The organism is Lacimonas salitolerans (assembly GCF_042677865.1).
Lineage (GTDB): Bacteria > Pseudomonadota > Alphaproteobacteria > Rhodobacterales > Rhodobacteraceae > Lutimaribacter > Lutimaribacter salitolerans.
Genome location: NZ_JBHUDD010000055.1, coordinates 14,692 through 37,128, shown reverse-complemented (window position 1 = coordinate 37,128; position 22,437 = coordinate 14,692). Strand labels below are relative to the sequence as shown.

Sequence of the window (22,437 nt, the reverse complement as noted above, 5' to 3'; positions counted from 1 at the left end):
ACCTACGATCAAGGACAGGACATATGGCTGACAAGAAGCATGGCGAGATGGACATCACCGACCAGAAGAAGACCTTTGACGGGTTCGTGAACTGGACGAAATGGGCGGTCATCGTGATCATCGCCGTTCTGGTCTTCATGGCGCTGGTCAACAGCTGATATCGCCGCCTTTCGACAGGCAGGTTGTTTTACAAGGAAAGTTCTTATGCGAGGCATCCTGCTGGCGGTCCTTTGCGCCGTGGCACTGTCTGGTTGTGCGGTCAAACCGGAAATAGAACGCAGCGATGATGCGGTGGCGCAGGCCGCCTATCGTCATGCCGGGCCGCCCGAATTGCGGCTGTACACGATGAAGAACAACAGCACCGGGTCGGGGGCGCATTCGGCCCTGATGGTGAATGGCAGCCAGCGGGTGATCTTTGATCCCGCAGGATCGTTCCGCAACGAGGCGATCATCCGCCGGGGCGATGTGATTTTCGGTGTCACGCCGGTGATGCTGGACACCTACACCCGGTTTCACGCGCGCAACGCCTTTCATGTTCAGGTGCAGACGCTGCCGGTATCGGCCGAACTGGCCGAGGCGATCCTGCGCGCTTCGATGACGATGGGCCGTCAGCAGGATGCGCGCTGTGCGGCCAGCATCTCGTCGATGCTGGGGCAGTTCCCCGAGTTCGGCATTTCGCAGACGTGGTTCCCCAACACTCTGGCCGAGCAGTTCGCGCAACTGCCCGGTGTCACGTCGCAGTCGTTGCGCGAGTACGGGTCGGATGAAAACAGCGCGGTGCTGGCGGCGTATGATCCCGCGCGCGTGGCCGCCCAGCGGTCAGCCCAGCCAGAGTAATCCGCCCGCCAGCGTGCCTGCACCAAGCCCTATCGCCAGCAGCACGTTCTTGGTGAAATACCCCACCGCCAGCGTGACGAGCGCGGCAGTGGCGCGCACCGGGTCGGGCTGGCCATCGGTGGCGGCCGGCCAGATCACCAGCGGGGCGACGATCGCGGGCAGAACCGCGACAGCCGTGTAGCGCAGGTGCCGCAGCACCCATTCCGGCATCTCGCGATCGCCGATCAGGCCCAGGAACACAAAGCGCAGGGCAAAGCTGCCCAGACCCAGCCCGATGATGACGATCCACAGTTCCGTCCGGTCGATCATGCGTCCACCCATGTGCCACGGCGGCGCAGCACCAGTTCGACCTGCGCGCCCACGATCATGCCGCCCAGCCCCGCCACGATCAGCCCCAGGTTGAAGGGCAGCCATGCAAACCCAAGTGCCAGAAGGACCGAGGTCAGCGCCGCCGCACGATGCGCGCCGGTGCGCAGCATGGGTGCGATCAGCGCGATGAAGGTGATGGGCACGGCGAAATCCAGCCCGAATTCCGGCGGGATCGCGCTGCCGATCAGGGCGCCGACGATGGTCATGGCGTACCACATCGGGCAGATCGGCGTGACCACACCAAAGAAATAAGCGACCTTTTGCGATACGGTCCAGTCACGCTCGCGCTCGTAGGCGATGACCGAGCAGGCGTAGGACTGATCGACCAGAAAATAGGCGATCAGCGCGCGTTGCCACATCGGCGCGCGGCCCAGATGCGGGGTCAGCGAGGCGGAATACATCGCCATGCGCAGGTTGACCGCAAGAGCCGAGGCCAGCACCACGAAGACCGGCGCGTTATCCACCATCAGTTGCAGCGCGGTGAACTGTGCCGCCCCCGCGATCACCACGACCGAAAAGGACAGCGCCTCGAACACGGACAACCCTGCCTCGGTCGCCACCACGCCGAAAAGCAGCGCAAAGGGCGTCACCACAAGGAAAAAAGGCGATCCTTCACGGAAGCCTTGCCAATAGGCGGAGCGGGTTGTGTCTGGCATGCGCAGGTTCCATAGTTTCGCATTTGAGGGGTATCGCCAAGCTGGCGGGGATGCAATGTCGTTAACAATTGAAACGGGTTTCACCGAGGACGAGCGCGCGCGTGCCGCGACGCTTTACTGGCAGGCCTTCGGGGCCAAGCTGGGCCGGGTGCTGGGGCCGCAGGATCGGGCACTATCCTTTTTGCAACCCATCCTGAACCCCGAGTTTGCCCTGGTGGCACGGGACGATGCAGGTCAAATTCTGGGCATGGCGGGGTTCAAGACCGCCGATGGCGGGCTGGTGGACGGCGGGTTGCGCGATCTGGCGCGGGCCTATGGCCCGCTCGGGGCGCTGTGGCGCGGGGTGCTGCTGCTGGCGCTGGAGCGCAAGGCAGAGCCGGGCGTGTTCCAGATGGACGGGATCTTTGTCGCCGCCGAGGCGCGCGGGCAGGGCGTGGGCGGAAAGTTGCTGGACGCGGTGCTGGCAGCTGCCACGCAGGAAGGGTGCCGGGTGGTCCGGCTGGACGTGATCGACATAAACCCGCGCGCGCAGGCGTTGTATGAACGCAAGGGGTTTGTGGGTGCCGGACGAAGGTATACCGGCCCGCTGCGGCATGTGTTCGGCTTTCGCTCGGCGCTGCGGATGGAGTGCACGGCAAAGGTCAGTCGAACATGCCCGCCACGCGCCCCAGCAACATGAAGGCGCGCGCGGTGCGGGTGCCCGACAGGTCCTGAATGTCGCTGTCGGTGGCGGTGGGCTCGAACGCCACGAACATGCGGTCGAACTTGCGCAGGAAATGATGTGCGGCGTCGCGAAAGATCGGATCCTGCTTCATCCGCCCGGCGGTCAGCGCCAGGGACGAGCGGTCGCGGATGCCGCCAAGGGCGGCCACTGCGCGACCCCGTTCACCGGCGGCAAAGCGCCGCCAGATCTCGGGTCGGGCCAGATCGGGGCGCAGATCGTCCATATAGATGCCATCCTGGCTGAGCAGGGTCAGGATGTCCTGGCTGGCCTGTATCAGTTCCTTGGCCTGCCGGTCGCGCAGGGCCTTGCGCAGGGCGGCAAAGCCTTCCTCGTCATCCGCGGTTTCGGGGAAATTCAGCGCGCGGATGAAATCGGCGCGATCCAGCGGCGGGGCCATGTCCTCGGCCCGTGTGCCAAGCGGCAGGGGGGCCTGATCCTCGGGCTGGATCGTCGGATCGGGCTGCGGTCTGGGGCGCAGGGGGGCGGGCGCGCTGCGGATCGAGGTGAAGGTGGCCAGCGCGGTTTCGGTCTTTTTGGCGGTGGCGGCGATCTCATCCAGCTTGCGCGCAACCGTTGGCTCGGCCCCCATGTCGCGGGTCTGGGACTGGGTGATATAGGCCTGCCGGATCGCATCAATCGCGGCTTGCAGGCGCTGGCTTTCCTCGCGCATGACGCGGCTGGCGCGGGCCGCGGTGGCGGCGACCCAGATCATCGCCACCGGCATGAAGATTGCCAGCATGGTCATCAGGAACCGCAGGCCGCCGCCTTCATCGGGTGCAGAGTCGGGCGCGAGCACAAGAAAAAACACCGCAGACCCCAGAAGCCACAGGGCCGACAGGGCGATGGCGATGATCTCGGTCGCCGTGATGCCGGGGCTGGCCGGGCGGTCATACAGTCCCGGCGGCGTCGGCTTGCTGTCGTTGGCGTTTGCCATACCCATTCCCACCCACAGGTTCGCGGGCTTACTTGTACTCGATTTTCAGCACTTCATAGGCTTTTTCGCCGCCGGGCGTGCGCACTTCGACGCTGTCGCCCTCTTCCTTGCCGATCAGGGCGCGGGCGATGGGCGATCTGATGTTCAAAAGACCCTTTTCGATATTGGCCTCGTGCTCGCCCACGATCTGCCAGGTCTTTTCCTCGTCGGTGTCTTCGTCCACCAGCGTGACGGTGGCACCGAACTTGATGGCGCCCGACAGCTTTTTGGGGTCGATCACCTCGGACAGGCTGATCACGCCTTCCAGTTCCTTGATCCGGCCTTCGATGAACGACTGCTTTTCGCGGGCGGAATGGTATTCGGCATTCTCCGACAGGTCGCCGTGTTCGCGCGCCTCGGCGATCGCCCGGATGATCGCGGGGCGTTCGACGGATTTGAGCTGCTTCAACTCGGTTTCCAGCGCGGAATGGCCCGCGCGCGTCATCGGTATCTTTTCCATAGGCTCTCCGTTGGCGCATCCCTGCGGCCATGGTCTGCGTGAGTGTTCGGCACAACCTGCCTTAACAGGGCAGGGCAAGGCAATAGATCAAGCAAGCGTGTGGCGCAATTCCACGCACCCCCCTTGTCGAGCTTTTCCATTGGTTTAACGTTGTGTCGCAATTGACTGTCAATGCTGCAGCGCGGTATCCACGGTGAAATTTTATTGCGCGCTAACCTGAGGAGGCCAGCATGTCCGATATCGAACGCGAAGCCATGGAATATGACGTGGTTATCGTCGGCGCGGGTCCGGCCGGCCTGTCGGCGGCGATCCGTCTGAAACAGCTTGATGCCGATCTGAACGTGGTCGTGCTGGAAAAAGGGTCCGAGGTCGGGGCGCATATCCTGTCGGGCGCGGTGCTGGACCCCGTGGGTCTGAACGCGCTGATTCCCGACTGGAAGGAAAAGGGCGCTCCGGTAAGCGTGCCAGTGCGCGAGGACAATTTCTACATGCTGGGCGAGGCCGGGCAGGTTCGTGTGCCCAACTTTCCGATGCCGCCGCTGATGAACAACCATGGCAATTACATCGTGTCGATGGGCAATGTCTGCCGCTGGATGGCCGAGCAGGCCGAGGAACTGGGGGTCGAGATCTTCCCCGGCATGTCGTGTTCCGAACTGGTCTACGGCGACAACGGCGAGGTCAAGGGTGTGGTCGCGGGCGTGTTCGGGCTGCAGCCCGATGGCACAGTCGGTCCCGATACCGAGGTCGGGATGGAACTGCACGGCAAGTACGTGTTCCTGAGCGAGGGCGTGCGCGGGTCGCTGTCGAAAGAGGTGATCGCCAAGTACGACCTGCAAAAGGGTCATGAGCCGCAGAAATACGGTCTTGGCATGAAGGAGATCTGGGAGATCGACCCCGCCAAGCACAAGGAGGGCAGCGTCACCCACACCATGGGCTGGCCGCTGGAATCGAATGCGGGCGGCGGGTCGTTCATCTATCACGCAGAGAACAATCAGGTCTACTTGGGTTTCGTGGTGCATCTGAACTACAAGAACCCGCACCTGTTCCCCTACATGGAATTCCAGCGGTTCAAGCATCACCCGATGGTGGCCGAGCTGCTGAAGGGCGGCAAGCGCGTGGCCTATGGCGCGCGGGCGATTTCCGAGGGCGGGTATCAGTCGATGCCCAAGATGGTGGCCCCCGGCGTGGCGCTGCTGGGCTGCTCGGTGGGCATGGTCAACGTGCCGCGCATCAAGGGCAACCACAACGCCATGCTGTCGGGCAAGGCCGCCGCCGAGGCCGCGTTCGACGCGATCAAGGCCGACCGCGCGGGCGACGAGCTGACCGCGTATGAAAAGACCGTGCGCGACGGCGCGATCGGCAAGGACCTGAAAAAGGTCCGCAACGTCAAGCCGATCTGGTCGAAATACGGCCTCACGGCGTCGCTGGTGCTGGGCGGGATGGACATGTGGACCAACACGCTGGGCTTTTCGCTGTTCGGCACCATGGGCCACGGCAAATCCGACGCCGAGGCGACCGAGCCCGCGTCGAAGCACCGCGAGATCACCTATCCCAAGCCCGATGGAAAGCTGTCGTTCGACCGGCTGACCAACCTGAGCTTTTCGATGACCAACCACGAGGAAAGCCAGCCCTGCCACCTGCGCCTGAAGGATGACAAGGTGCCCGTCGAGGTCAACCTGGCGAAATACGCCGGGCCATCGGCGCGCTATTGCCCGGCAGGGGTGTACGAGTTCGTGGAAAAGGACGGCAAGCCCGAGTTCGTGATCAACTTTCAGAACTGCGTGCATTGCAAGACCTGCGACATCAAGGACCCCAGCAAGAACATCACCTGGGTCACGCCGCAGGGCGGGGATGGCCCGAATTACCCCAACATGTGATCTGCATGATATTGCGGCAGCGGGCGGTCCTGAGGGCTGCCCGTTTTTTCATTTCCTTGCGCATCGGGGCACCCCACGGGGCTGTGCATTGCGTTTCGCCCATGGGTCGCTAGGGTATGGGCAAGGATCAGGCAAAGGATGACGCGGCGTGACACAGGCACGGATACGGGCACGATTTCTGGGAGTGACAACGGCCTTGGTGATGGGGGCCACCCCCGCACTGGCGCAGGATGATGACGGGCTGGCCGGGTCGTATCTGGCGGCGCGTCAAGCGGCGATGGATGCCGATTTCGGTGCCGCGGCGCAGTATTTCACCCGTGCCCTGACACGTGACCCGTCGAATCCGACCCTGCTGGAGGATGCGACCCTGTCGCAGCTTGCCCTTGGCAATCTGGCCCGCGCCGTGCCGACCGCCCGCCAGATGGAGGCCGAGGGCCTGAGCAGTCAGATCGCGCGCATGGTGCTGGTTGCCGACGAGGTCGAGAACGCCGAGTTCGACGCGCTGCTGACCCGCGTGAACGAGGAACGCGCGGTTGGCCCGCTGGTTGACGGGCTGCTGCGCGGCTGGGCGCATCTGGGTGCTGGATCGGCCAGCGAGGCGCTGGCCGCCTTTGACGCGCTGGCGCAGGAACGCGGGCTGGGCAGTTTTGCCCTGTATCACAAGGCGCTGGCGCTGGCGCTGGTGGGGGATTTCGAAAGCGCCGAGGCGATCTATGACGGCGAGGGGTTCGGCCCGTTGCAGATGACCCGCCGCGCCACGATCGCCCGGATTCAGATCCTCAGCCAGCTTGACCGCAACGAGCAGGCGCTGGAGCTGCTCGATTCCCTGTTCGGCCCCGATCTGGACCCTGCGCTGCGGGACATGCAGACGCAGTTGGCCGCGGGCGAAACCTTGCGGTTCGATTTCATCGCCAGCCCCCGCGACGGCGTGGCCGAAGTGTTCTTTACCGTCGCCGCCGCACTGTCGAACGAGGCCAATGACGACTACACGCTGGTCTATGCCCGTGTGGCCGAATACCTGCGCCCCGATCATGGCGATGCGGTGATCCTGGCGGCGCAGATGCTGGAAAACCTGGACAGGTTCGAACTGGCGGTCGAGACCTACAAGAAGCTGCCGCGCGATCACCCGTCGTATCACGCCGCCGAACTGGGCCGGGCGCAGGCGCTGAGCCGCGCCGACAAGGTGGATGCGGCGGTCGAGGTGCTGGAACAGCTGGCGGCAAGCCATGGCGATCTGCCGATCGTGCACATGTCCCTGGGCGACATGATGCGCCAGATCAAGAATTTCGAGGCGGCGTCCGATGCCTATACCCGGGCGCTGGACCTGTTCGGCGACCCGGGGCCGGAACAGTGGTTCATCTTTTACGCCCGCGCCATCAGCTACGAGCGTCAGGACATGTGGCCCGAGGCCGAGGCCGATTTCCGCAAGGCGCTGGAGTTGAGCCCCGAGCAGCCGCAGGTTCTGAACTACCTTGGCTATTCGCTGGTCGAGCAGCAGCGCAAGCTGGACGAGGCGCTGGACATGATCGAACGCGCCGTCGCCGCGCGGCCCGACAGTGGCTATATCGTCGACAGCCTGGGCTGGGTTCTGTACCGGCTGGGCCGCTATGAAGAGGCGGTGGGCCAGATGGAACGCGCGGCCGAACTGATGCCGACCGATTCGGTGGTCAACGACCATCTGGGCGATGTCTACTGGGCCGTGGGCCGCACGCTCGAGGCGCGGTTCCAGTGGCGGCGCGCGCTGTCGTTCTATGGCACCGCCGATACAAGTGACGATGTCGACCCCGAGCGTATCCGCCGCAAGCTGGAGGTCGGTCTGGATCAGGTGCTGGCCGAGGAAGGTGCCGAGCCCCTGAAGGTGGCCGATGGCGACTGAGGTCTTTGCCCCGGCCAAGATCAACCTGACCCTGCATGTGACCGCGCAACGCCCTGACGGCTATCACATGCTGGATTCGCTGGTGGTGTTCGCCGATGTCGGCGACCGCCTGTGGTTTGATCCCGCCCCGCAGATGGCGATCAGCGTGACCGGCCCCTTTGCCGATGGCGTGCCTGCTGATGCGCGCAATCTGGTCTGGCAGGCGGCGCAGGCGGCGGGGTGGAAGGGCCATATCGCATTGGAGAAAAACCTGCCGCACGGGGCGGGGATCGGCGGTGGATCGGCGGATGCGGCCGCAGTGCTGCGCCATCTGGGCTGTGACGATCTGGACGTGGCCGAGGCCCTGGGCGCGGATGTGCCGATGTGCCAGAGCGCCGTGGCCAAGCGCGTGCAGGGCATCGGCGAGATCATGACGCCGCTGCCCGATACGCCCGCGCTGGACATGGTGCTGGTCAATCCCGGAGCGCATATGCCCACGCCGTCGGTCTTTGCCGCGCTGGTGCAGAAATTCAACGATCCTATGGCTGGGTGCGGCCCGTGGCCTGACCGCGCGGCCCTGCTGGAGTGGCTGCGTGCGCAGCGCAACGACCTGACCGCCCCCGCGCTGTCGCTTGCCCCGCAGGTGCGCAGGGCGCTGGAGGCGTTGGCGGATGCGCAGGTCGCGCGCATGTCGGGGTCTGGTGCCACCTGTTACGGGGTCTATCCCGATGCGGCACAGGCGCAGGAGGCAGCGGCACGCGTCAGGGCGGATCAGCCGGGCTGGTGGGTGATGCCGACCCGCAGCATCGGCGCAGATCAGGTGATCCGCGCCACCACGTAATCGGCAAGATCGATCAGCATCCGCCGCACGTCGCTGGACGGGAGGGTGGCCATGGCGGTTTTCGCCTTGTCGGCCCATGCCAGCGCGTCCGCGCGGGTGGCGGTAAGCGTATCATGCTTGTGCAACAGGGCGATGGCGTGCTCCAGATCGCCATCCTCTTGCCGGCCCTTTTCGATGGTGCGTTGCCAGAAGGCGCGCTCGTCCGCATCGGCGCGGGCCACCGCCTTGATCACCGGCAGGGTCAGCTTGCGCTCGCGGAAATCGTCGCCCACGTTCTTGCCGGTGGCCTTGGTGTCGCCCTGATAATCCAGCAGGTCATCAACGATCTGGAACGCGATCCCCAGCGCATCGCCGTAGTCGAACAGCGCCTGCACCTGTGCGTCATCCGCCCCGGCGATCACGCCGCCCGCCTCGGTCGCGGCGGAAAACAGGGCGGCGGTCTTGCCGCGCACGACCTTGAGGTAGACGGCTTCATCCGTGCGCAGATCCTGCGCGGCGGTCATCTGCAGAACCTCGCCCTCGGCAATCGTGGCGGCGGCGTTGGACAGGATCGACAGCACCCGCAGGTTGCCGGGTTCGACCATCAGCTGGAACGCGCGGGCGAACAGGTAGTCGCCCACCAGCACGCTGGACTTGTTGTCCCACAGCAGGTTGGCGGTGGGCCGCCCGCGCCGCTGCGCGCTTTCGTCCACCACGTCGTCATGCAGCAGGGTTGCAGTGTGGATGAACTCGACCGTCGCGGCCAGATGCACATCGTAGGGGCCGGGGTAACCGCAGATGCGCGCGGCGGCCAGCACCAGCATCGGGCGGAGGCGTTTGCCGCCCGCCTCGACCAGATGGGCGGTGACCTCGGGGATGCGGGGGGCATGTTCGCTGGCCATGCGTTCGCGGATCAGCGCGTTGACAGCATCCATGCCATCGGCCAGCGTGCTTGCCAGTTGTTCGTGCGGTTTGGTCGCAGCGTTGTCCAGGCTCATGTTTTTCCCCGTCGCATGGCCTCGACATTGCGGGGGCCATGGTCTTATCAAAGTGACATGAAACAGCTTTTGCGCACCAACGACCCGACCGTCATGGCCTTTGCCAAGGCACTGCTTCAGGGCGAGGATATAGACTGCTTCGAACTCGACGTAAACATGAGCGCGCTCGAAGGGTCGATCGGCATATTGCCGCGCCGCCTGATGGTGCGCGAGGATGATCTGGACCTCGCCCGCCGCGCGATGCGCGATAATGGCATCGCGGTGGTGGATGAATGACCTGACGTACGACAGGTTCCTAGGCGGGCGTCTGGCGTTGTGGCAGCCGCGCAAGGGGTACCGCGCGGGCGTCGATCCGGTGCTGCTGGCCGCGACCGTGCCGGATGGCGTGACTTCGGTGCTCGATCTGGGCTGCGGCGTGGGGGCGGCGGGGCTGTGCGTGGCCGCGCGTCTGGGCGTGGCCGTGACCGGGTTGGAGATGCAGGAGGGCTATGCCGATCTGGCCCGCCGCAACGCGGTTGAAACCGCCCTGCCGTTCGAGGTGGTCGAAGGCGATCTGACCCGGATGCCCGCCAGCCTGCGCGCGCGACAGTTCGATCATGTCATCGCCAACCCGCCCTATTTCCGGCGCGATGCCAGCGTTGCCGCAGACGACCCCGCGCGCGAGGCCGCGATGGGCGAGGGGGCACCGTTGGAGGCCTGGGTGACCGCCGCCGCGCGCCGCGTGCGCGACCGGGGCAGCGTGACCTTTATCCAGCGCGCGGAACGTCTGCCGGAATTGCTGGGGCTGTTTGATCGGTTCCTGGGATCGGTGCAGGTTCTGCCGCTGGTGCCGCGCGCGGGGCGTGACAGTCAACTGGTGCTGATCCGGGGGCGCAAGGGCGGGCGCGCGGCGTTTCGCCTGCATGCGGGCGTGCAGATTCACCAGCGCGCGGCCCATGCCGATGACAGCCCCGACTATACGACCACCATACATGCTGTGCTGCATGATGCGGCGGCACTGCCTTTTCCCTGAGCCGGTTTAAGCATTTCTTTGCCTTATGCTGCGGCTGCGGCGTGACAGAACCTGTTTCATGTGTTCGACTGATCTCGAGGGGCAAAACCAACGAGAGGAGACCGCCTATGAGCTTGAGTTCGCATATCGAGGAACTGAAGAGAAAACATCAAACCCTCTCGGACCGGGTGGAAAAGGCGCTGAAAGCGCCGGGTACATCCGATACCGAAATCGCCGAACTTAAAAAGCAGAANCTGATCAACAGATGCAGGATCGCCCCGGCAAGGCCGGTGTGGGCCGATGATCCGGTCAATCGTGGATCGGCTCCAGATAGTTGCTTTCAAGAACACTCCGCAGATGTGTGTGCTGGCTGGGCAGTCGCAGGGCCTGACCAAGCGTCGAGACATCCTCGTCCCGGTCAAACCCGGGTTCATCCGTGGCCACTTCGAACAACACGCCGCCCGGCGTGCGAAAGTAGATCGCCCAGAAATAATCGCGGTCGATGACCGGCGTTACCTGATGCCCGGTGTCCAGCAATGCCTTGCGCACGTCGTCCTGCGCGGCCCGGTCGGTGACCGAGAACGCCACGTGATGCACCGATCCTGCGCCCTCGACGGCCTTGGGCGCGTTGGGCAGGGTTTCAATGTCGATCACATTGGCCCCGTTGCCCGAAGCCAGCGCAAAGCGCGTGATGTCACCTTGCGTGTCCTGCTGCTGATAGCCCATGAAGCGCAAAAGCTCGGATGTGGCGCCAGAGTCGGCCAGCCGCATCTGGGTGGAGTGAAAGCCACGGATGGCATGATCGGCATCGATGCCATTGCCGGTCCAGGGCGTGCGGTCATCCTCGGTCTCGACCAGGGCGAAACCGTCGCCATCGGGCCCGTCAAAGCGCAGCCGCGCCTGACCCAGCGTTTCCTGCTTGTCGATGCCCTGGACGCCGTGGGTGACCAGGTGATCGGCCCACCAGTCACGGCTGCCCTTGGGGATGGCAAAGGCGGTCACCGCCACCTCGCCCGCGCCGGGGCGTCCGCGACGCGCACCGGGAAAGGGGAAGTAGGTCATCACCGTGCCGGGTGCGCCCGTCTCGTTCCCGTAATAAAGGTGATAGACCTCGGGCGCGTCGAAGTTGACGGTTTTCTTGACCCGGCGCAGGCCCAGAACCTTGGTGAAAAAGTTGTTGTTTTCCTGCGCCCCGCTGGCCAGCGAGGTGACGTGGTGAAGTCCGTTGATTTGCGTCAGCATGGTGTATCCTCCGTTTGAGGAGAATATGACCCAAGTTCTCATGTGTGAAAACGCAGATACTCGCGCGGGATTTGTGCGCAGCCGCACATAAATACGCCCCGGGCGAAAGCCCGGGGCGTCTTGAACAGCACCATGTCCAACCAGTCAGACGAAGAACTGCGCCCCGTTGGCCGAAATGGTCGAGCCGTTGATGAAGCTGGCGTCATCCGAGGCCAGGAACACCACGCAGCGCGCGATCTCTTCGGGTTCGCCCAGACGGCCGGTGGGAATCTGCGCGATGATCGATTCGCGCACCTTTTCGGGCACGGCCATCACCATTTCCGTGGCGATGTAGCCCGGGCAGATCGCGTTGGCGGTGATGCCGGCGCGTGCGCCTTCCTGAGCCAGAGACTTGACGATGCCCAGATCGCCCGCCTTGGTCGCGGCATAGTTGACCTGCGCGAACTGCCCCTTTTGCCCGTTGATCGACGAGATCACGATGATGCGGCCGAACTTGCGCTCGCGCATGCCGGGCCAGACCGGGTGGACGGTGTTGAACACGCCGGTCAGGTTGGTGTCGATCACCTGATGCCACATCTCGGGGGTCATCTTGTGGAAGGGCGCGTCGCGGGTGATGCCGGCATTGGCCACGACCACGTCGATCGGGCCCAGATCGGATTCGACCTTTTCCAGCCCGGCCTTTGATTCGTCGTAATCGGCCACGTTCCACTTGTAGGTCTTGATGCCGGTTTCTTCGGTGAACGCGGCGGCAGCCTCGTCATTGCCGGCATAGGTGGCGGCGACGTTGTAGCCTTCGGCCTTCAGCGCCTTTGAAATCGCGGCGCCGATCCCGCGCGATCCGCCGGTGACGAGTGCAACTCTTGCCATGGTATCCTCCCTTGGGTTTCAAATCTATTGGCAACCTTGTTACTTTTGCAAAAAGGTATGCGCAATAATGTTTCGCGATGATTTTCGCCGTTGCGTCAAGTTTCTGATGCGTCGCAGAAAAAAGGGCACCGCAGTGGGTGCCCTTTGTTGGTTGCGGTGACTTACGGACGTTCAAGGCACATGGCCACGCCCATGCCCCCGCCGATGCACAGGGTCGCAAGGCCCCGCTTGGCATCGCGGCGCTGCATTTCGAACAGCAGCGTGTTCAGGATGCGCGCGCCTGATGCGCCGATGGGGTGGCCGATGGCGATGGCCCCGCCGTTGACGTTCACGATGGACGGATCCCAGCCCATGTCCTTGTTCACGGCGCAGGCCTGCGCGGCAAAGGCCTCGTTCGCTTCGACCAGGTCCAGGTCATCGACGCTCCAGCCGGCCTTTTCCAGTGCCTTGCGCGAGGCGTGGATGGGGCCGACGCCCATGATCGACGGGTCCAGACCGGCGGTGGCGTAGCTGGCGATGCGCGCCAGCGGGCTGATGCCCCGGCGTTCGGCCTCATCCGCGCTCATCAGCAGGACGGCGGCGGCGCCGTCGTTGATGCCGCTGGCGTTTGCTGCCGTCACGCTGCCATCCTTGGCAAAGGCCGGGCGCAGCTTGGACATCACGTCCATCGTGGCCCCGTGGCGGATGTATTCGTCCTGATCCACGACCGTCTCGCCCTTGCGGGTCTTGACGGTGAAAGGCACGATTTCGTCCGCGAACTTGCCTGCCTTTTGCGCGGCTTCGGCCTTGTTCTGGCTGGCCACGGCAAATTCGTCCTGCTGATCACGGCTGATCTGCCACTTTTCGGCGACGTTCTCGGCGGTCTGGCCCATGTGATAGCCGTTGAACGCATCCCAAAGCCCGTCGCGGATCATGGTGTCGATGTATTGCACATCACCAATCTTGTGGCCCGAACGCAGATGCGCGGCGTGGGGCGACAGGCTCATGTTTTCCTGCCCGCCGGCGGCGACGATGGCGGCATCGCCCAACTGGATATGCTGGGCCGCCAGTGCGACGGCGCGCAGACCCGAACCGCAGACCTGATTGATGCTCCAGGCGGCGCTTTCGATGGGCAGGCCCGCGTTGACATGCGCCTGACGGGCCGGGTTCTGACCCTGTGCGGCGGTCAGAACCTGCCCCAGAATCGTTTCCGAGACATCGGCCTTGTCGATGCCTGCACGCTCGACGATCGCCTGAAGCACCGCAGAGCCCAGATCATGGGCGGGCGTGCCGGCAAACGCACCGGAAAATGACCCGACAGCGGTGCGTGCTGCGGATGCGATAACGACGTTGGTCATGGTTTCCTCCACCATTTTCAGGGGGTCGGACCGTCCGACGGGCGGCCCATCGCCCAAAACTTCCCCAGCGTCATAGAACAATAGCTGCAACGCGGCAACCGCGTCGCATACTGCCGCCTATCCCGCCGCGCGTTTTGCCTGATCCTCCCAATGGGGGTGCACGGTGGGTGCGCCATGAAAATAGCCCTGCTGGCAATCCACGCCCGATTGCGACAGCCACAGCGCATCTCGTTGATTTTCGACGTTTTCGGCCACGGTGAACATGTCGAACTGCCGTGCGATGGACAGCAGTGCCTTGACCAGAACCTGATTGTCGGCGTCGTGGTGGATGCCTTGGGTGAATTGCCCGTCGATCTTCAGCATATCGAAGTAGAAGTCGCGCAGATATCGGAACGAGGTATAGCCCGCCCCGAAATCATCCAGCGCAAAGGTGCTGCCCTTGCGTTGCAGATCGGACATGAAGGACACGACCAGTTCTGGCACGGTCATGGCCGAGCGTTCGGTGATTTCCAGAATCAGGCGCTCGGCCACGGTCGGGTCGTGCTGCAGCCCGCGTTTCAGCGTCCTGGTCCAGCGCGGATACCCGATCGAGCGTGCCGACATGTTGATCGATAACCGCAGGCCCGGCTCTCGCGCCAGCGTGCGCAGCCCCAGTTCCAGCGCCACGCAATCCAGCACACGGCCGGTTTCCGTTTCCTCGACCGCGCCGATGAAATCCCTGGCGGGAATCACACGGCCCGTGGCGTCCAGCACGCGGATCAGACCTTCGTAAAAAGCCACCCGCTGCGGGTTGTTCGAGGCGACGATCGGCTGGAATGCCAACAGAACCTCGCGGTGGCGCAGCGCGTCGGCGACCATCTTGATCGTTTCGCGGTCACGCGCCTGCACGGCCATCTCCAGCGGGTTGGTCGCCCCCGGCATGTCGGCCCATCGTTTGTCCACCCCACGCGGCATCTGTCCCTCCTGCGGTTCACTCCGATTGGCACGATGCCGCCCGAAATGTTGACAGGCGGTAAAGATTCACATTTTGTTCGCATTTGAACGGGTGAGGCCATGGGTTGTGACGGGGGCGTGACATGGGCGAGATTTGCGGCTGGGTGACGGATGATCCCGAATACATCGCCTATCATGACACGGAATGGGGCGTGCCGCAGCGCGACGGCCAGGCGCTGTTTGAAATGCTGTGTCTCGAAGGGTTTCAGGCCGGTCTGAACTGGCTGACCATCCTGAAAAAGCGCAACGGGTTTCGCAAGGCGTTTCAGGGGTTTGACCCCCATGCGCTGGCCGGTTGGGGCGAGGATGACATCACCCGCCTGCTGGGTGATCCGGGCATCATCCGCCATCGTGGCAAGATCGCGGCGACCATCGGCAATGCCCGCGCCTGGATCGCGCTGGAAGAGGGGCCGGGCTTTGCCGGCTATCTGTGGAATTTCACCGATGGTGTGCCCTTGCAACCGCGCCGCGCCGCGCTGGCGGATGTGCCCGCCCAGACGGAATTATCGCAAAAACTGTCGAAGGATTTGAAGCACCGCGGCTTTCGCTTTGTCGGGCCGACGACTGCCTATGCCTTCATGCAGGCGGCGGGGATGATCAATGATCACGTCGTGACCTGCCCGCGGCACGGCGATCTGTGCCACTGAAAGGGGCCGCCCGGAACCGGACGACCCTGATGTCACGCACAGACGGGATCAGTCCATCACGAACTGATAGCTGGCCGGCACGTATTCGAACCCGTTGTCCCGTGTGGTGACGAAACCCACGGCCGGGAAGGGCATGTGATAGCCGACAAAGGGCAGCTTGTCGGCGGCCATCATGTCGAGCATGCGGCGACGGGTGGCGGCGGCGGCGGCCTTGTCCATGTCGAACCGCACCTCCCAGTCGGGATAGCCCAGCGACCAGACGTAGTGATTGGCGAAATCCGCCGCCAGAACCAGCTGCTGGCCCTCGCTCTCCAGCATGTAGGCCATGTGCCCCGGCGTGTGGCCGAATGCGGCCATCGCGGTGATGCCCGAGGCGACGCTGCCGCCATCCTCGATCATGGTCATCTGCTCGGCCAGCGGGCGGACCTTGGCCTCGAACCCTTCGTTGTCCATCCCGGCCCAGGCGTCATACTCGGTGCTGCCCGTGACGTAGGACGCATTGCCGAAGGTCACGCCACCGTCGCCTGACAACCCGCCGATGTGGTCGCCGTGCATATGGGTGATCACCACCGTGTCGACCTGATCGGCGCTGTAGCCTGCCGCCTGCATCGCGGCCACGGTGGCGCCTCCGTCCAGCCCGGTGTCGAACAGGATCAGCTCGGACCCGGTGTTGACCAGCGTCGGCGTAAAGAAGAATTGCGCCTTGTCGGTCGGGATCATGTTGGCCTCGGACGCGGCGGCGAAATCCTCTTCGCTGGCGTTCATGCCAAAGATGGTCTGCGGGTCGGGCACGGTGCGCGTGCCGCCCAGCAGGGTCGTCACTTCGAACCCGCCGATCCTGATGCGGTTGAAGCGGGGCAGGGTGGCCCCCATCATGTCGGCCGCGGCCATGGCCGGGCGGGTCGAAGCGACGGTGGCGGCCAGCGGCATCGCGGCGGCACCGGCCAGCATGGTGCGGCGGGAAAACGTGGATGTGGTCATGTCAGACTCCTCCGTGTTGGATGACGCTAGGGTAGCGTAGAATTGCCGCAGGGCGAGAGGTTTGACGCACAAGGCCTGTGCCGAGACGCGCATGCATCCTGCGCCAGCGCGCGAAACCGCCATTTCTGGACAAAACCCCGCGACTGTGCCAATCCGCGCGTCAACAGGAGACATCCCATGACAACCACCCGTTTCGCCCCATCGCCCACCGGCTACATCCATGTGGGCAACCTGCGCACCGCGCTGATGAACTACCTGATCGCCCGCAAGGCAGGGGGCACGTTCATCCTGCGCATCGACGACACCGATCAGGAACGGTCGAAGCAGGAATACATCGACCAGATCCAGCGCGACCTGGAATGGCTGGGCCTGACCTGGGACAAGATCGAGTATCAGTCCAAGCGGCTGGATCGCTATGCCGAGGCGGCGGACAGGCTGCGCGACATGCGCCGGTTCTATGAGGCGTTCGAGACGCCCACCGAGCTGGACCTCAAGCGCAAGAAGCAGCTCAACATGGGCAAGCCCCCGGTCTATGACCGCGCCGCCCTGGCGCTGTCGGAGGAGGACAGGACACGCCTGCGCACCGAGCGCGGGCCGGGCGTGTGGCGGTTCCGGCTGGATCACGAGCGGATCGAGTGGGAAGATGGCATCCTTGGCCCGATTTCCATCGACGCGGCCAGCGTCAGCGACCCGGTGCTGATCCGCGCCGACGGGCAGGTGTTGTACACCATCGCCTCGGTCGTGGATGACACCGAGATGGGTGTGACGGATGTGGTGCGCGGGTCGGACCACGTGACCAACACCGCCACGCAGATCCAGATCATCCGCGCGCTGGACGGCCATGTGCCGCGGTTCGCGCATCATTCGCTGCTGACCGGCCCGCAGGGCGAGGCGCTGTCGAAACGGCTGGGCGCGCTGTCGATCAGGGACCTGCGCGCACAGGGGGTCGAGCCGATGGCGTTGCTCAGCCTGATGGCGCGGCTGGGGTCCAGCGACCCGGTGGAATTGCGCACCGATCTCGAAGAGCTGGCCGAGGGCTTCGACATCGGCCGTTTCGGGTCGGCCCCGACCAAGTTCGACGAGCGTGATCTGTTCCCGCTGACCGCGCATTTCCTGCAACTGCAACCGTTTGCGGCGGTGGCGGACGAGATCGCCGCCCTTGGCGTGCCCGACGATCTGGCGCAGCGGTTCTGGACTGTGACGCGCGACAACATCACCACCCGCGCCGATCTGGCCGGTTGGTGGGCGCTGTGCCGCGATGGGGCCGAGCCCGTGGTGGCCGAGGAGGACCGCGAATTCGTGGCGCAGGCGCTGACCTTGCTGCCCGCGCCGCCGTTCGACGACGCCACATGGTCCACATGGACTGCCGAAGTGAAAGAGGCGACAGGCCGCAAGGGCAAGGGGCTGTTCATGCCGCTGCGTCTGGCGCTGACCGGGCAGGCCAAGGGGCCGGACATGGGCGATCTGATGCCGCTGCTGCAAAAGGTGCCGCAGGTCGGCTGAGACCTGCAAGCCGTGAGCGGTCAGAGCTGGGTAGCGCGCAGCCTGTCCTTTTCCACCGGCAAGGGCAGGGCGGCATCGGCATAGGACAGGGCGCGGTCGGCCATGGCCTGCGCGGCAGACTGGATGTCCATGCGCGGGGCGTTGGCCAGTTCCAGCAGCGCCTGACGCAGTTGCACCGCCACCTCGATCACCCCGGCACCGTCACGCGCGGTGGCGGCAAACCCTGCATCGATCAGACGCTCGGCCGATGGCACGGGGCTGAAGACGTTGGGATACTGCTGGGGCGGGGTCTTGTGATCTGCAATCGCGTATTCCCACAGCAGGGTTTCAAGCCGGGTTACCACCTCGATCGACGTGCCCGGATCGTTGATGCCGGGCGACAGCGCCTTTGACGAGATTTCGGACAGCACCAGCAGGCCGAATTCGGCATCCTGTTCGTGGCTGCGCAGATCGCCGGTGACAAAGCAGTGGGCGATGCGCCGGATCTGATCCGGGGTGACATCGCCCGAAACATGGGCCAGCGGCTGCCCTGTCAGCACATGCCGCCCCGGTGGGCGGTCGATATAGATCAGCCGGCCTGCGCCGGCTTCGCCCTCGGTGCAGGCCTGCAGGGCGGCCACATCGACAAGCTGCACAAAGCCCGACTCCGGCGCGGGCACCGGTGTCAGCCTGTTGGGCAGGACCGTGTCATCGGTCAGCGGGTTGGCGCCGAAGGCGGGGTTCTTCGCCAGGTTGATGAGGCTCTTGCGGGCCAGTTCATAGGCGGTGCGGATGCTGTCATCCATGCTGCCAAGGGTGGACAGGTGGTTGATCCAGCGCAGCATCGCCACGATCACCAGCACGACCACCGCCACCGTCACGGCCATGATCACGATGGCCGCCTGTTCGGGATAGATGTCGGCGCGAAACAGGATGATCGAGGTCAGCGAATACACGAACGCCCCGATGAAGGTGGCCAGCACCGATTGCGTGGTCGTATCCTCAAGCAGGATGCGATGGATGCGCGGGGTGGCGTTGCCTGCCGCCGCACGGTGCGACGAGACCATGATCGACAGCGAAAATGTCGACACCGCCAGCATCGACGAGGCAAGGATCGACAGCACCGGCATCACCGCATCCGGGCCGATCCGTTCACTCAGCCTGTCCGGCACGAACTGGGTGATCCAGGTGGCCGCGACCGATACGACGACGGCCAGCAGCGCAAACAGCGCGACCCGCACCCACAGCCGGCGCGCAAACCGGCGCAGGAACATCAGGGGCATTTTCGCATACTTAAGCATCGGACCCACCGTTCAGGAAATCCGCCGCAAAGGCGATGCGCTGCGCGCCCGCCTGTTCAAGCGCGTCATCGACCATGCGGCGGGCCTGCGGCTGCAACGCCTGATGGCGCGGATAGACCGGGTTGGCGCGGTCATCCATCACCGGCGCGTGCCAGCCATCGGTGGTGGCGATGAAATCGGCCAGACCTTCGGCGCCGAACTCGTTGAAATAGCCCAGCATCACCACATCGACATAGCTGAGCAGGATCGGGTGCGCCTTGCTGGGCGCATGATGGGCACCATCGGGAATGGCGTAGATCGCGATATCGGGCCGGTGGGGCAGGGGGTGAGCGACTAGGTCGGACACGGCCACGCGGTCATAGGCCTGCTCGCGCAGGTCCAGATCGGCCCAGCTGTCGCCGGGCACCGCCGCGATCAGCCCGTCGATCTGCGCGCCCGGATCGGGCACCGCCGTCAGGAACGCCACCGCACGCGAGGGCGTGCCGCGCCAGGCGCGCCGCCATCCCGTGATCCGCGCCCTGTGCGCATTGTCAAAGCGATGGGTGGCGCGGTTCACAAGCGACCCGTAGCCGAAGAAAAAAGCATCATTCATGCAACAAATCCATGCTTCCTTGACACAGGTCAATCCCTGCCGATGCTGTCCTGATACAGGATGGCGACATGATCAGGAACCGGGGACGACCCATTGCGCATCACCAAACGCACCAATCTGGCCATCCGTGTCCTCATGTTCTGCGGGGCGAATGCCGGTCGTCTTGTGACCAAAAGCGAGATCGCACAACGCTGCAACACATCGGAAAACCATCTGGCGCAGGTGATCAACCAGTTGGGCCAGCTTGGCTATCTGCACACCCAGCGCGGGCGCAACGGCGGTTTGATGCTGGCGCGACCGATGGATCAGATCGTGATCGGCGACGTGTTCCGCCAGCTTGAGGCGGGCGTGCCGCTGGCCGAGTGCTTTGCCGATGTGGACAACACCTGCCCGCTGATCAGCGCCTGCCGCCTGCGTCTGGCCATCGCCGATGCGGCCGAGGCGTTCTACGCCCATCTGGACGCGGTCCGGCTGGATTCGCTGGTCTGCGGCAACGGCCTGCTGTTGCAGATGTTGCAGCCCACCCCATGCGAAGGCGCGCTGACGACATGAGGCGTGGAAAACGACCTCTTGTCGCGTCGCGGCGACTCGGTTAGCTTTCAGACGTCAGCACGGGAGAACCGATAGCATCGGTGCCGAAGGAGCAACCGCCCCGGAAACTCTCAGGCCCAAGGGACCGCGCTGATCCGAATACTCTGGAGAGAGGCGCCAACTGGCGTCCGCCGAAGGGATAGCGATCTCAGGCGCAAGGGACAGAGGGGGCATCAAAGGCACCGCAGCGTCGGTGCGCAAAGATGCCCGGTGAGTCTTTCGAAAGCACCGCGCATGGACCGAAAGGGTGGTCGATGACCGAGTTGAAACGGCTTGCGCTGCACGATCTGCACCTGTCGCTGGGCGCGCGCATGGTGGGGTTTGCAGGGTATGACATGCCGGTGCAGTATCCTGCCGGGGTGATGGCCGAGCACACGCACACGCGGCAACAGGCTGGGCTGTTCGATGTCAGCCATATGGGCCAGGTGCTGATCCGGGGCGAGAGTTATGAACATGTCGCACTGGCGCTCGAGGCGCTGATCCCTGTCAATATCGCGGGGCTGGCCGAGGGGCGGCAACGCTATGGGCTGCTGACCAATGACGCAGGTGGCATTCTGGATGACCTGATGCTGGCCAACCGGGGCGATCATGTGTTCGTGGTGGTCAATGCGGGCTGCAAGGCGCAGGACATTGCACATCTGCGCGCCGCACTGGAACCGCAGGGCATCGTGGTTCAGGAAATCACCGACCGTGCGTTGCTGGCCCTGCAGGGGCCGCAGGCACAGGCGGTTCTGACCGCCCACGCGCCGCAGGTGGCGGAGATGCGGTTCATGGACGTGGCCGTTCTGGACCTGTCGGGGGCCGAGGCGTGGGTCTCGCGCTCAGGCTATACCGGCGAGGACGGGTTCGAGATTTCCGTGCCCAACGACAAGGCCGAGGCATTTGCCCGCGCGCTGCTGGAGGACGACCGCGTTCTGCCCATCGGGCTGGGCGCGCGCGACAGCCTGCGGCTGGAGGCGGGGCTGTGCCTGTATGGCCATGACATCGACGAGACGACAACGCCGGTCGAGGCAGGTCTGACCTGGGCGATCCAGAAGATCCGCCGCCCCGGTGGCGCGCGGGCAGGCGGCTATCCCGGCGCGGACCGGATCCAAGGCGATCTGGCCGATGGGACGACGCGCAAGCGTGTGGGCCTGCGCCCCGATGGCCGTGCCCCGATGCGCGAAGGCGTGGCGCTGTATGATGCGCAGACCGGCGGCACGCAGATCGGCACCATCACCTCGGGCGGGTTCGGCCCCACCGTGGGCGGCCCGGTTGCCATGGGCTATGTCGACACGCCGCTGGCAGTAACCGGCACCCAGATCTGGGGCGAGCTGCGTGGCAAGCGCCAGCCCGTCACCGTGACCGATCTGCCTTTTGTCCCCGCAAACTTCAAACGCTGACCCAAACACAGGATGGACCCCATGAAATTCACGGAAGACCACGAATGGCTGCGCGTCGAAGGCGATCTGGTCGTCGTCGGCATCACGGAACACGCCAGCACCCAGTTGGGCGATGTCGTGTTCGTCGAACTGCCCGAGGTGGGCACGGTCGTCGCCGCGGGCGACGAGATCGTGGTGATCGAAAGCGTCAAGGCGGCCAGCGACATCACCGCCCCGCTGGATGGCGAGATCGTCGAGGTGAACGGCGCGATCGTCGAGACCCCCGGCATGGTCAACGATGATCCGCTGGGCGAGGCCTGGTTCTTCAAGATGAAGGTCGAGGACATGGGCGAGATCGACAAGTTCATGGACGAGGACGCCTATCAGGAATTCATCGGCTGACGAGACAGCCGAGATTTTTCGTCCGAAAAATCTCGGGCCTGCCGCGCCCGACCTGAACGCGAGAATTTTCGTCCGAAAATT

25 protein-coding genes, 1 pseudogene and 2 riboswitches are annotated in these 22,437 nt (G+C 64.5%); of the genes and pseudogenes, 14 read left to right on the top strand and 12 right to left on the bottom strand.

Annotated elements, in window-relative coordinates; translation table 11 throughout:
• Positions 1–23: 23 nt before the first annotated feature.
• Positions 24–158, top strand: coding sequence for an aa3-type cytochrome c oxidase subunit IV (locus ACFTOW_RS10435; RefSeq protein WP_379915370.1), 135 nt, complete (start codon positions 24–26; stop codon positions 156–158).
• Between the two features lie 46 nt (positions 159–204).
• Positions 205–837 carry a hypothetical protein gene (locus ACFTOW_RS10430; protein ID WP_379915368.1) on the top strand — a complete coding sequence of 211 codons (633 nt, stop codon included), beginning with the start codon at positions 205–207 and terminating at the stop codon, positions 835–837.
• On the opposite strand, the gene ACFTOW_RS10425 is transcribed toward ACFTOW_RS10430, so the two are convergent.
• A complete protein-coding gene (locus tag ACFTOW_RS10425) occupies positions 820–1,146 on the bottom strand; it encodes an AzlD domain-containing protein (RefSeq protein ID WP_379915366.1) in 327 nt (108 codons plus the stop codon). The genes ACFTOW_RS10430 and ACFTOW_RS10425 overlap by 18 nt on opposite strands.
• Positions 1,143–1,862 carry an AzlC family ABC transporter permease gene (locus tag ACFTOW_RS10420; RefSeq protein WP_379915364.1) on the bottom strand — a complete coding sequence of 240 codons (720 nt, stop codon included), beginning with the start codon at positions 1,860–1,862 and terminating at the stop codon, positions 1,143–1,145. Before ACFTOW_RS10420 ends, ACFTOW_RS10425 begins: the two co-directional genes overlap by 4 nt.
• A gap of 55 nt (positions 1,863–1,917) precedes the next feature.
• Between ACFTOW_RS10420 and ACFTOW_RS10415 the strand changes: the two genes are divergently transcribed.
• Entirely contained in the window at positions 1,918–2,541 is a 624-nt protein-coding gene (locus tag ACFTOW_RS10415; RefSeq protein WP_379915362.1) for a GNAT family N-acetyltransferase, read from the top strand.
• Here ACFTOW_RS10415 and ACFTOW_RS10410 read toward each other — a convergent pair.
• Positions 2,504–3,520: a hypothetical protein gene (locus ACFTOW_RS10410; protein ID WP_379915360.1), complete on the bottom strand. Its 1,017-nt coding sequence runs from the start codon at positions 3,518–3,520 to the stop codon at positions 2,504–2,506. The genes ACFTOW_RS10415 and ACFTOW_RS10410 overlap by 38 nt on opposite strands.
• Positions 3,521–3,548: 28 nt before the next feature.
• Positions 3,549–4,019, bottom strand: coding sequence for a transcription elongation factor GreA (greA, locus tag ACFTOW_RS10405; protein ID WP_379915358.1), 471 nt, complete (start codon positions 4,017–4,019; stop codon positions 3,549–3,551).
• 230 nt (positions 4,020–4,249) lie between these two features.
• Between greA and ACFTOW_RS10400 the strand changes: the two genes are divergently transcribed.
• From ACFTOW_RS10400 to ACFTOW_RS10390, 3 genes are all read left to right on the top strand, one after another.
• Entirely contained in the window at positions 4,250–5,896 is a 1,647-nt protein-coding gene (locus ACFTOW_RS10400) for an electron transfer flavoprotein-ubiquinone oxidoreductase (RefSeq protein ID WP_379915356.1), read from the top strand.
• A gap of 202 nt (positions 5,897–6,098) precedes the next feature.
• The gene (locus tag ACFTOW_RS10395; RefSeq protein WP_379915414.1) at positions 6,099–7,772 is read left to right on the top strand and encodes a tetratricopeptide repeat protein; all 1,674 of its coding nucleotides are present in this window, start codon (positions 6,099–6,101) and stop codon (positions 7,770–7,772) included.
• On the top strand, positions 7,762–8,592 hold the full coding sequence (locus ACFTOW_RS10390) for a 4-(cytidine 5'-diphospho)-2-C-methyl-D-erythritol kinase (protein WP_379915354.1): 831 nt from the start codon (positions 7,762–7,764) through the stop codon (positions 8,590–8,592). The genes ACFTOW_RS10395 and ACFTOW_RS10390 overlap by 11 nt, the downstream gene beginning before the upstream one ends.
• Here the strand turns inward: ACFTOW_RS10390 and ACFTOW_RS10385 are convergent.
• A complete protein-coding gene (locus tag ACFTOW_RS10385; protein ID WP_379915352.1) occupies positions 8,568–9,569 on the bottom strand; it encodes a polyprenyl synthetase family protein in 1,002 nt (333 codons plus the stop codon). The genes ACFTOW_RS10390 and ACFTOW_RS10385 overlap by 25 nt on opposite strands.
• A 57-nt stretch (positions 9,570–9,626) precedes the next feature.
• Between ACFTOW_RS10385 and ACFTOW_RS10380 the strand changes: the two genes are divergently transcribed.
• The 3 genes and pseudogenes from ACFTOW_RS10380 to ACFTOW_RS10370 all read left to right on the top strand — a co-directional run.
• Positions 9,627–9,845, top strand: a complete 219-nt coding sequence (locus ACFTOW_RS10380; protein ID WP_379915350.1) for a putative signal transducing protein — start codon at positions 9,627–9,629, stop codon at positions 9,843–9,845.
• The gene (locus ACFTOW_RS10375) at positions 9,838–10,581 is read left to right on the top strand and encodes a tRNA1(Val) (adenine(37)-N6)-methyltransferase (RefSeq protein ID WP_379915348.1); all 744 of its coding nucleotides are present in this window, start codon (positions 9,838–9,840) and stop codon (positions 10,579–10,581) included. The genes ACFTOW_RS10380 and ACFTOW_RS10375 overlap by 8 nt, the downstream gene beginning before the upstream one ends.
• Positions 10,582–10,688: 107 nt before the next feature.
• A pseudogene (locus ACFTOW_RS10370) lies at positions 10,689–10,817 on the top strand (YdcH family protein); the annotation flags it as partial.
• Positions 10,818–10,869: 52 nt separating this feature from the next.
• Here ACFTOW_RS10370 and ACFTOW_RS10365 read toward each other — a convergent pair.
• From ACFTOW_RS10365 to ACFTOW_RS10350, 4 genes are all read right to left on the bottom strand, one after another.
• Entirely contained in the window at positions 10,870–11,802 is a 933-nt protein-coding gene (locus tag ACFTOW_RS10365; protein WP_379915346.1) for a VOC family protein, read from the bottom strand.
• A gap of 144 nt (positions 11,803–11,946) precedes the next feature.
• Positions 11,947–12,669 (bottom strand): acetoacetyl-CoA reductase, encoded by a 723-nt coding sequence (gene phbB / locus ACFTOW_RS10360; RefSeq protein ID WP_379915344.1) that lies wholly within the window; start codon positions 12,667–12,669, stop codon positions 11,947–11,949.
• 161 nt (positions 12,670–12,830) lie between these two features.
• A complete protein-coding gene (locus ACFTOW_RS10355; RefSeq protein WP_379915342.1) occupies positions 12,831–14,006 on the bottom strand; it encodes an acetyl-CoA C-acetyltransferase in 1,176 nt (391 codons plus the stop codon).
• 117 nt (positions 14,007–14,123) lie between these two features.
• Positions 14,124–14,960, bottom strand: a complete 837-nt coding sequence (locus ACFTOW_RS10350) for an EAL domain-containing protein (RefSeq protein ID WP_379915340.1) — start codon at positions 14,958–14,960, stop codon at positions 14,124–14,126.
• A 122-nt stretch (positions 14,961–15,082) separates the two neighbouring features.
• Between ACFTOW_RS10350 and ACFTOW_RS10345 the strand changes: the two genes are divergently transcribed.
• Positions 15,083–15,646, top strand: a complete 564-nt coding sequence (locus ACFTOW_RS10345; protein ID WP_379915338.1) for a DNA-3-methyladenine glycosylase I — start codon at positions 15,083–15,085, stop codon at positions 15,644–15,646.
• A 48-nt stretch (positions 15,647–15,694) separates the two neighbouring features.
• On the opposite strand, the gene ACFTOW_RS10340 is transcribed toward ACFTOW_RS10345, so the two are convergent.
• A complete protein-coding gene (locus tag ACFTOW_RS10340; protein ID WP_379915336.1) occupies positions 15,695–16,627 on the bottom strand; it encodes an MBL fold metallo-hydrolase in 933 nt (310 codons plus the stop codon).
• A 177-nt stretch (positions 16,628–16,804) separates the two neighbouring features.
• Here ACFTOW_RS10340 and gltX point away from each other — a divergent pair, with 177 nt between their 5' ends.
• A complete protein-coding gene (gene gltX / locus ACFTOW_RS10335) occupies positions 16,805–18,130 on the top strand; it encodes a glutamate--tRNA ligase (protein WP_379915334.1) in 1,326 nt (441 codons plus the stop codon).
• A 20-nt stretch (positions 18,131–18,150) separates the two neighbouring features.
• On the opposite strand, the gene ACFTOW_RS10330 is transcribed toward gltX, so the two are convergent.
• A complete protein-coding gene (locus tag ACFTOW_RS10330) occupies positions 18,151–19,410 on the bottom strand; it encodes a DUF2254 domain-containing protein (protein WP_379915332.1) in 1,260 nt (419 codons plus the stop codon).
• Positions 19,403–20,002, bottom strand: coding sequence for a gamma-glutamylcyclotransferase family protein (locus ACFTOW_RS10325; RefSeq protein WP_379915330.1), 600 nt, complete (start codon positions 20,000–20,002; stop codon positions 19,403–19,405). Before ACFTOW_RS10325 ends, ACFTOW_RS10330 begins: the two co-directional genes overlap by 8 nt.
• A 93-nt stretch (positions 20,003–20,095) precedes the next feature.
• On the opposite strand from ACFTOW_RS10325, the gene ACFTOW_RS10320 reads away from it, so the two are divergent.
• From ACFTOW_RS10320 to gcvH, 3 genes are all read left to right on the top strand, one after another.
• The gene (locus ACFTOW_RS10320) at positions 20,096–20,554 is read left to right on the top strand and encodes an RrF2 family transcriptional regulator (RefSeq protein WP_379915328.1); all 459 of its coding nucleotides are present in this window, start codon (positions 20,096–20,098) and stop codon (positions 20,552–20,554) included.
• A 50-nt stretch (positions 20,555–20,604) separates the two neighbouring features.
• Positions 20,605–20,691: riboswitch (glycine riboswitch) on the top strand.
• A riboswitch (glycine riboswitch) is annotated at positions 20,692–20,768 on the top strand. It begins immediately after the preceding riboswitch.
• A gap of 79 nt (positions 20,769–20,847) precedes the next feature.
• Positions 20,848–21,975 carry a glycine cleavage system aminomethyltransferase GcvT gene (gene gcvT, locus ACFTOW_RS10315; protein ID WP_379915326.1) on the top strand — a complete coding sequence of 376 codons (1,128 nt, stop codon included), beginning with the start codon at positions 20,848–20,850 and terminating at the stop codon, positions 21,973–21,975.
• A gap of 21 nt (positions 21,976–21,996) precedes the next feature.
• Positions 21,997–22,356 carry a glycine cleavage system protein GcvH gene (gene gcvH / locus ACFTOW_RS10310; protein ID WP_379915324.1) on the top strand — a complete coding sequence of 120 codons (360 nt, stop codon included), beginning with the start codon at positions 21,997–21,999 and terminating at the stop codon, positions 22,354–22,356.
• Positions 22,357–22,437: the final 81 nt, after the last annotated feature.

Excerpts from the sequence above, each read along its gene's own strand:
- ACFTOW_RS10435 (WP_379915370.1), top strand. The coding sequence starts at position 24 with ATGGCTGACAAGAAGCATGGCGAGATGGACATCACCGACCAGAAGAAG.
- ACFTOW_RS10430 (WP_379915368.1), top strand. The coding sequence starts at position 205 with ATGCGAGGCATCCTGCTGGCGGTCCTTTGCGCCGTGGCACTGTCTGGT.
- ACFTOW_RS10425 (WP_379915366.1), bottom strand. The coding sequence starts at position 1,146 with ATGATCGACCGGACGGAACTGTGGATCGTCATCATCGGGCTGGGTCTG.
- ACFTOW_RS10420 (WP_379915364.1), bottom strand. The coding sequence starts at position 1,862 with ATGCCAGACACAACCCGCTCCGCCTATTGGCAAGGCTTCCGTGAAGGA.
- ACFTOW_RS10415 (WP_379915362.1), top strand. The coding sequence starts at position 1,918 with ATGTCGTTAACAATTGAAACGGGTTTCACCGAGGACGAGCGCGCGCGT.
- ACFTOW_RS10410 (WP_379915360.1), bottom strand. The coding sequence starts at position 3,520 with ATGGCAAACGCCAACGACAGCAAGCCGACGCCGCCGGGACTGTATGAC.
- greA (WP_379915358.1), bottom strand. The coding sequence starts at position 4,019 with ATGGAAAAGATACCGATGACGCGCGCGGGCCATTCCGCGCTGGAAACC.
- ACFTOW_RS10400 (WP_379915356.1), top strand. The coding sequence starts at position 4,250 with ATGTCCGATATCGAACGCGAAGCCATGGAATATGACGTGGTTATCGTC.
- ACFTOW_RS10395 (WP_379915414.1), top strand. The coding sequence starts at position 6,099 with ATGGGGGCCACCCCCGCACTGGCGCAGGATGATGACGGGCTGGCCGGG.
- ACFTOW_RS10390 (WP_379915354.1), top strand. The coding sequence starts at position 7,762 with ATGGCGACTGAGGTCTTTGCCCCGGCCAAGATCAACCTGACCCTGCAT.
- ACFTOW_RS10385 (WP_379915352.1), bottom strand. The coding sequence starts at position 9,569 with ATGAGCCTGGACAACGCTGCGACCAAACCGCACGAACAACTGGCAAGC.
- ACFTOW_RS10380 (WP_379915350.1), top strand. The coding sequence starts at position 9,627 with ATGAAACAGCTTTTGCGCACCAACGACCCGACCGTCATGGCCTTTGCC.
- ACFTOW_RS10375 (WP_379915348.1), top strand. The coding sequence starts at position 9,838 with ATGAATGACCTGACGTACGACAGGTTCCTAGGCGGGCGTCTGGCGTTG.
- ACFTOW_RS10365 (WP_379915346.1), bottom strand. The coding sequence starts at position 11,802 with ATGCTGACGCAAATCAACGGACTTCACCACGTCACCTCGCTGGCCAGC.
- phbB (WP_379915344.1), bottom strand. The coding sequence starts at position 12,669 with ATGGCAAGAGTTGCACTCGTCACCGGCGGATCGCGCGGGATCGGCGCC.
- ACFTOW_RS10355 (WP_379915342.1), bottom strand. The coding sequence starts at position 14,006 with ATGACCAACGTCGTTATCGCATCCGCAGCACGCACCGCTGTCGGGTCA.
- ACFTOW_RS10350 (WP_379915340.1), bottom strand. The coding sequence starts at position 14,960 with ATGCCGCGTGGGGTGGACAAACGATGGGCCGACATGCCGGGGGCGACC.
- ACFTOW_RS10345 (WP_379915338.1), top strand. The coding sequence starts at position 15,083 with ATGGGCGAGATTTGCGGCTGGGTGACGGATGATCCCGAATACATCGCC.
- ACFTOW_RS10340 (WP_379915336.1), bottom strand. The coding sequence starts at position 16,627 with ATGACCACATCCACGTTTTCCCGCCGCACCATGCTGGCCGGTGCCGCC.
- gltX (WP_379915334.1), top strand. The coding sequence starts at position 16,805 with ATGACAACCACCCGTTTCGCCCCATCGCCCACCGGCTACATCCATGTG.
- ACFTOW_RS10330 (WP_379915332.1), bottom strand. The coding sequence starts at position 19,410 with ATGCTTAAGTATGCGAAAATGCCCCTGATGTTCCTGCGCCGGTTTGCG.
- ACFTOW_RS10325 (WP_379915330.1), bottom strand. The coding sequence starts at position 20,002 with ATGAATGATGCTTTTTTCTTCGGCTACGGGTCGCTTGTGAACCGCGCC.
- gcvT (WP_379915326.1), top strand. The coding sequence starts at position 20,848 with ATGACCGAGTTGAAACGGCTTGCGCTGCACGATCTGCACCTGTCGCTG.
- gcvH (WP_379915324.1), top strand. The coding sequence starts at position 21,997 with ATGAAATTCACGGAAGACCACGAATGGCTGCGCGTCGAAGGCGATCTG.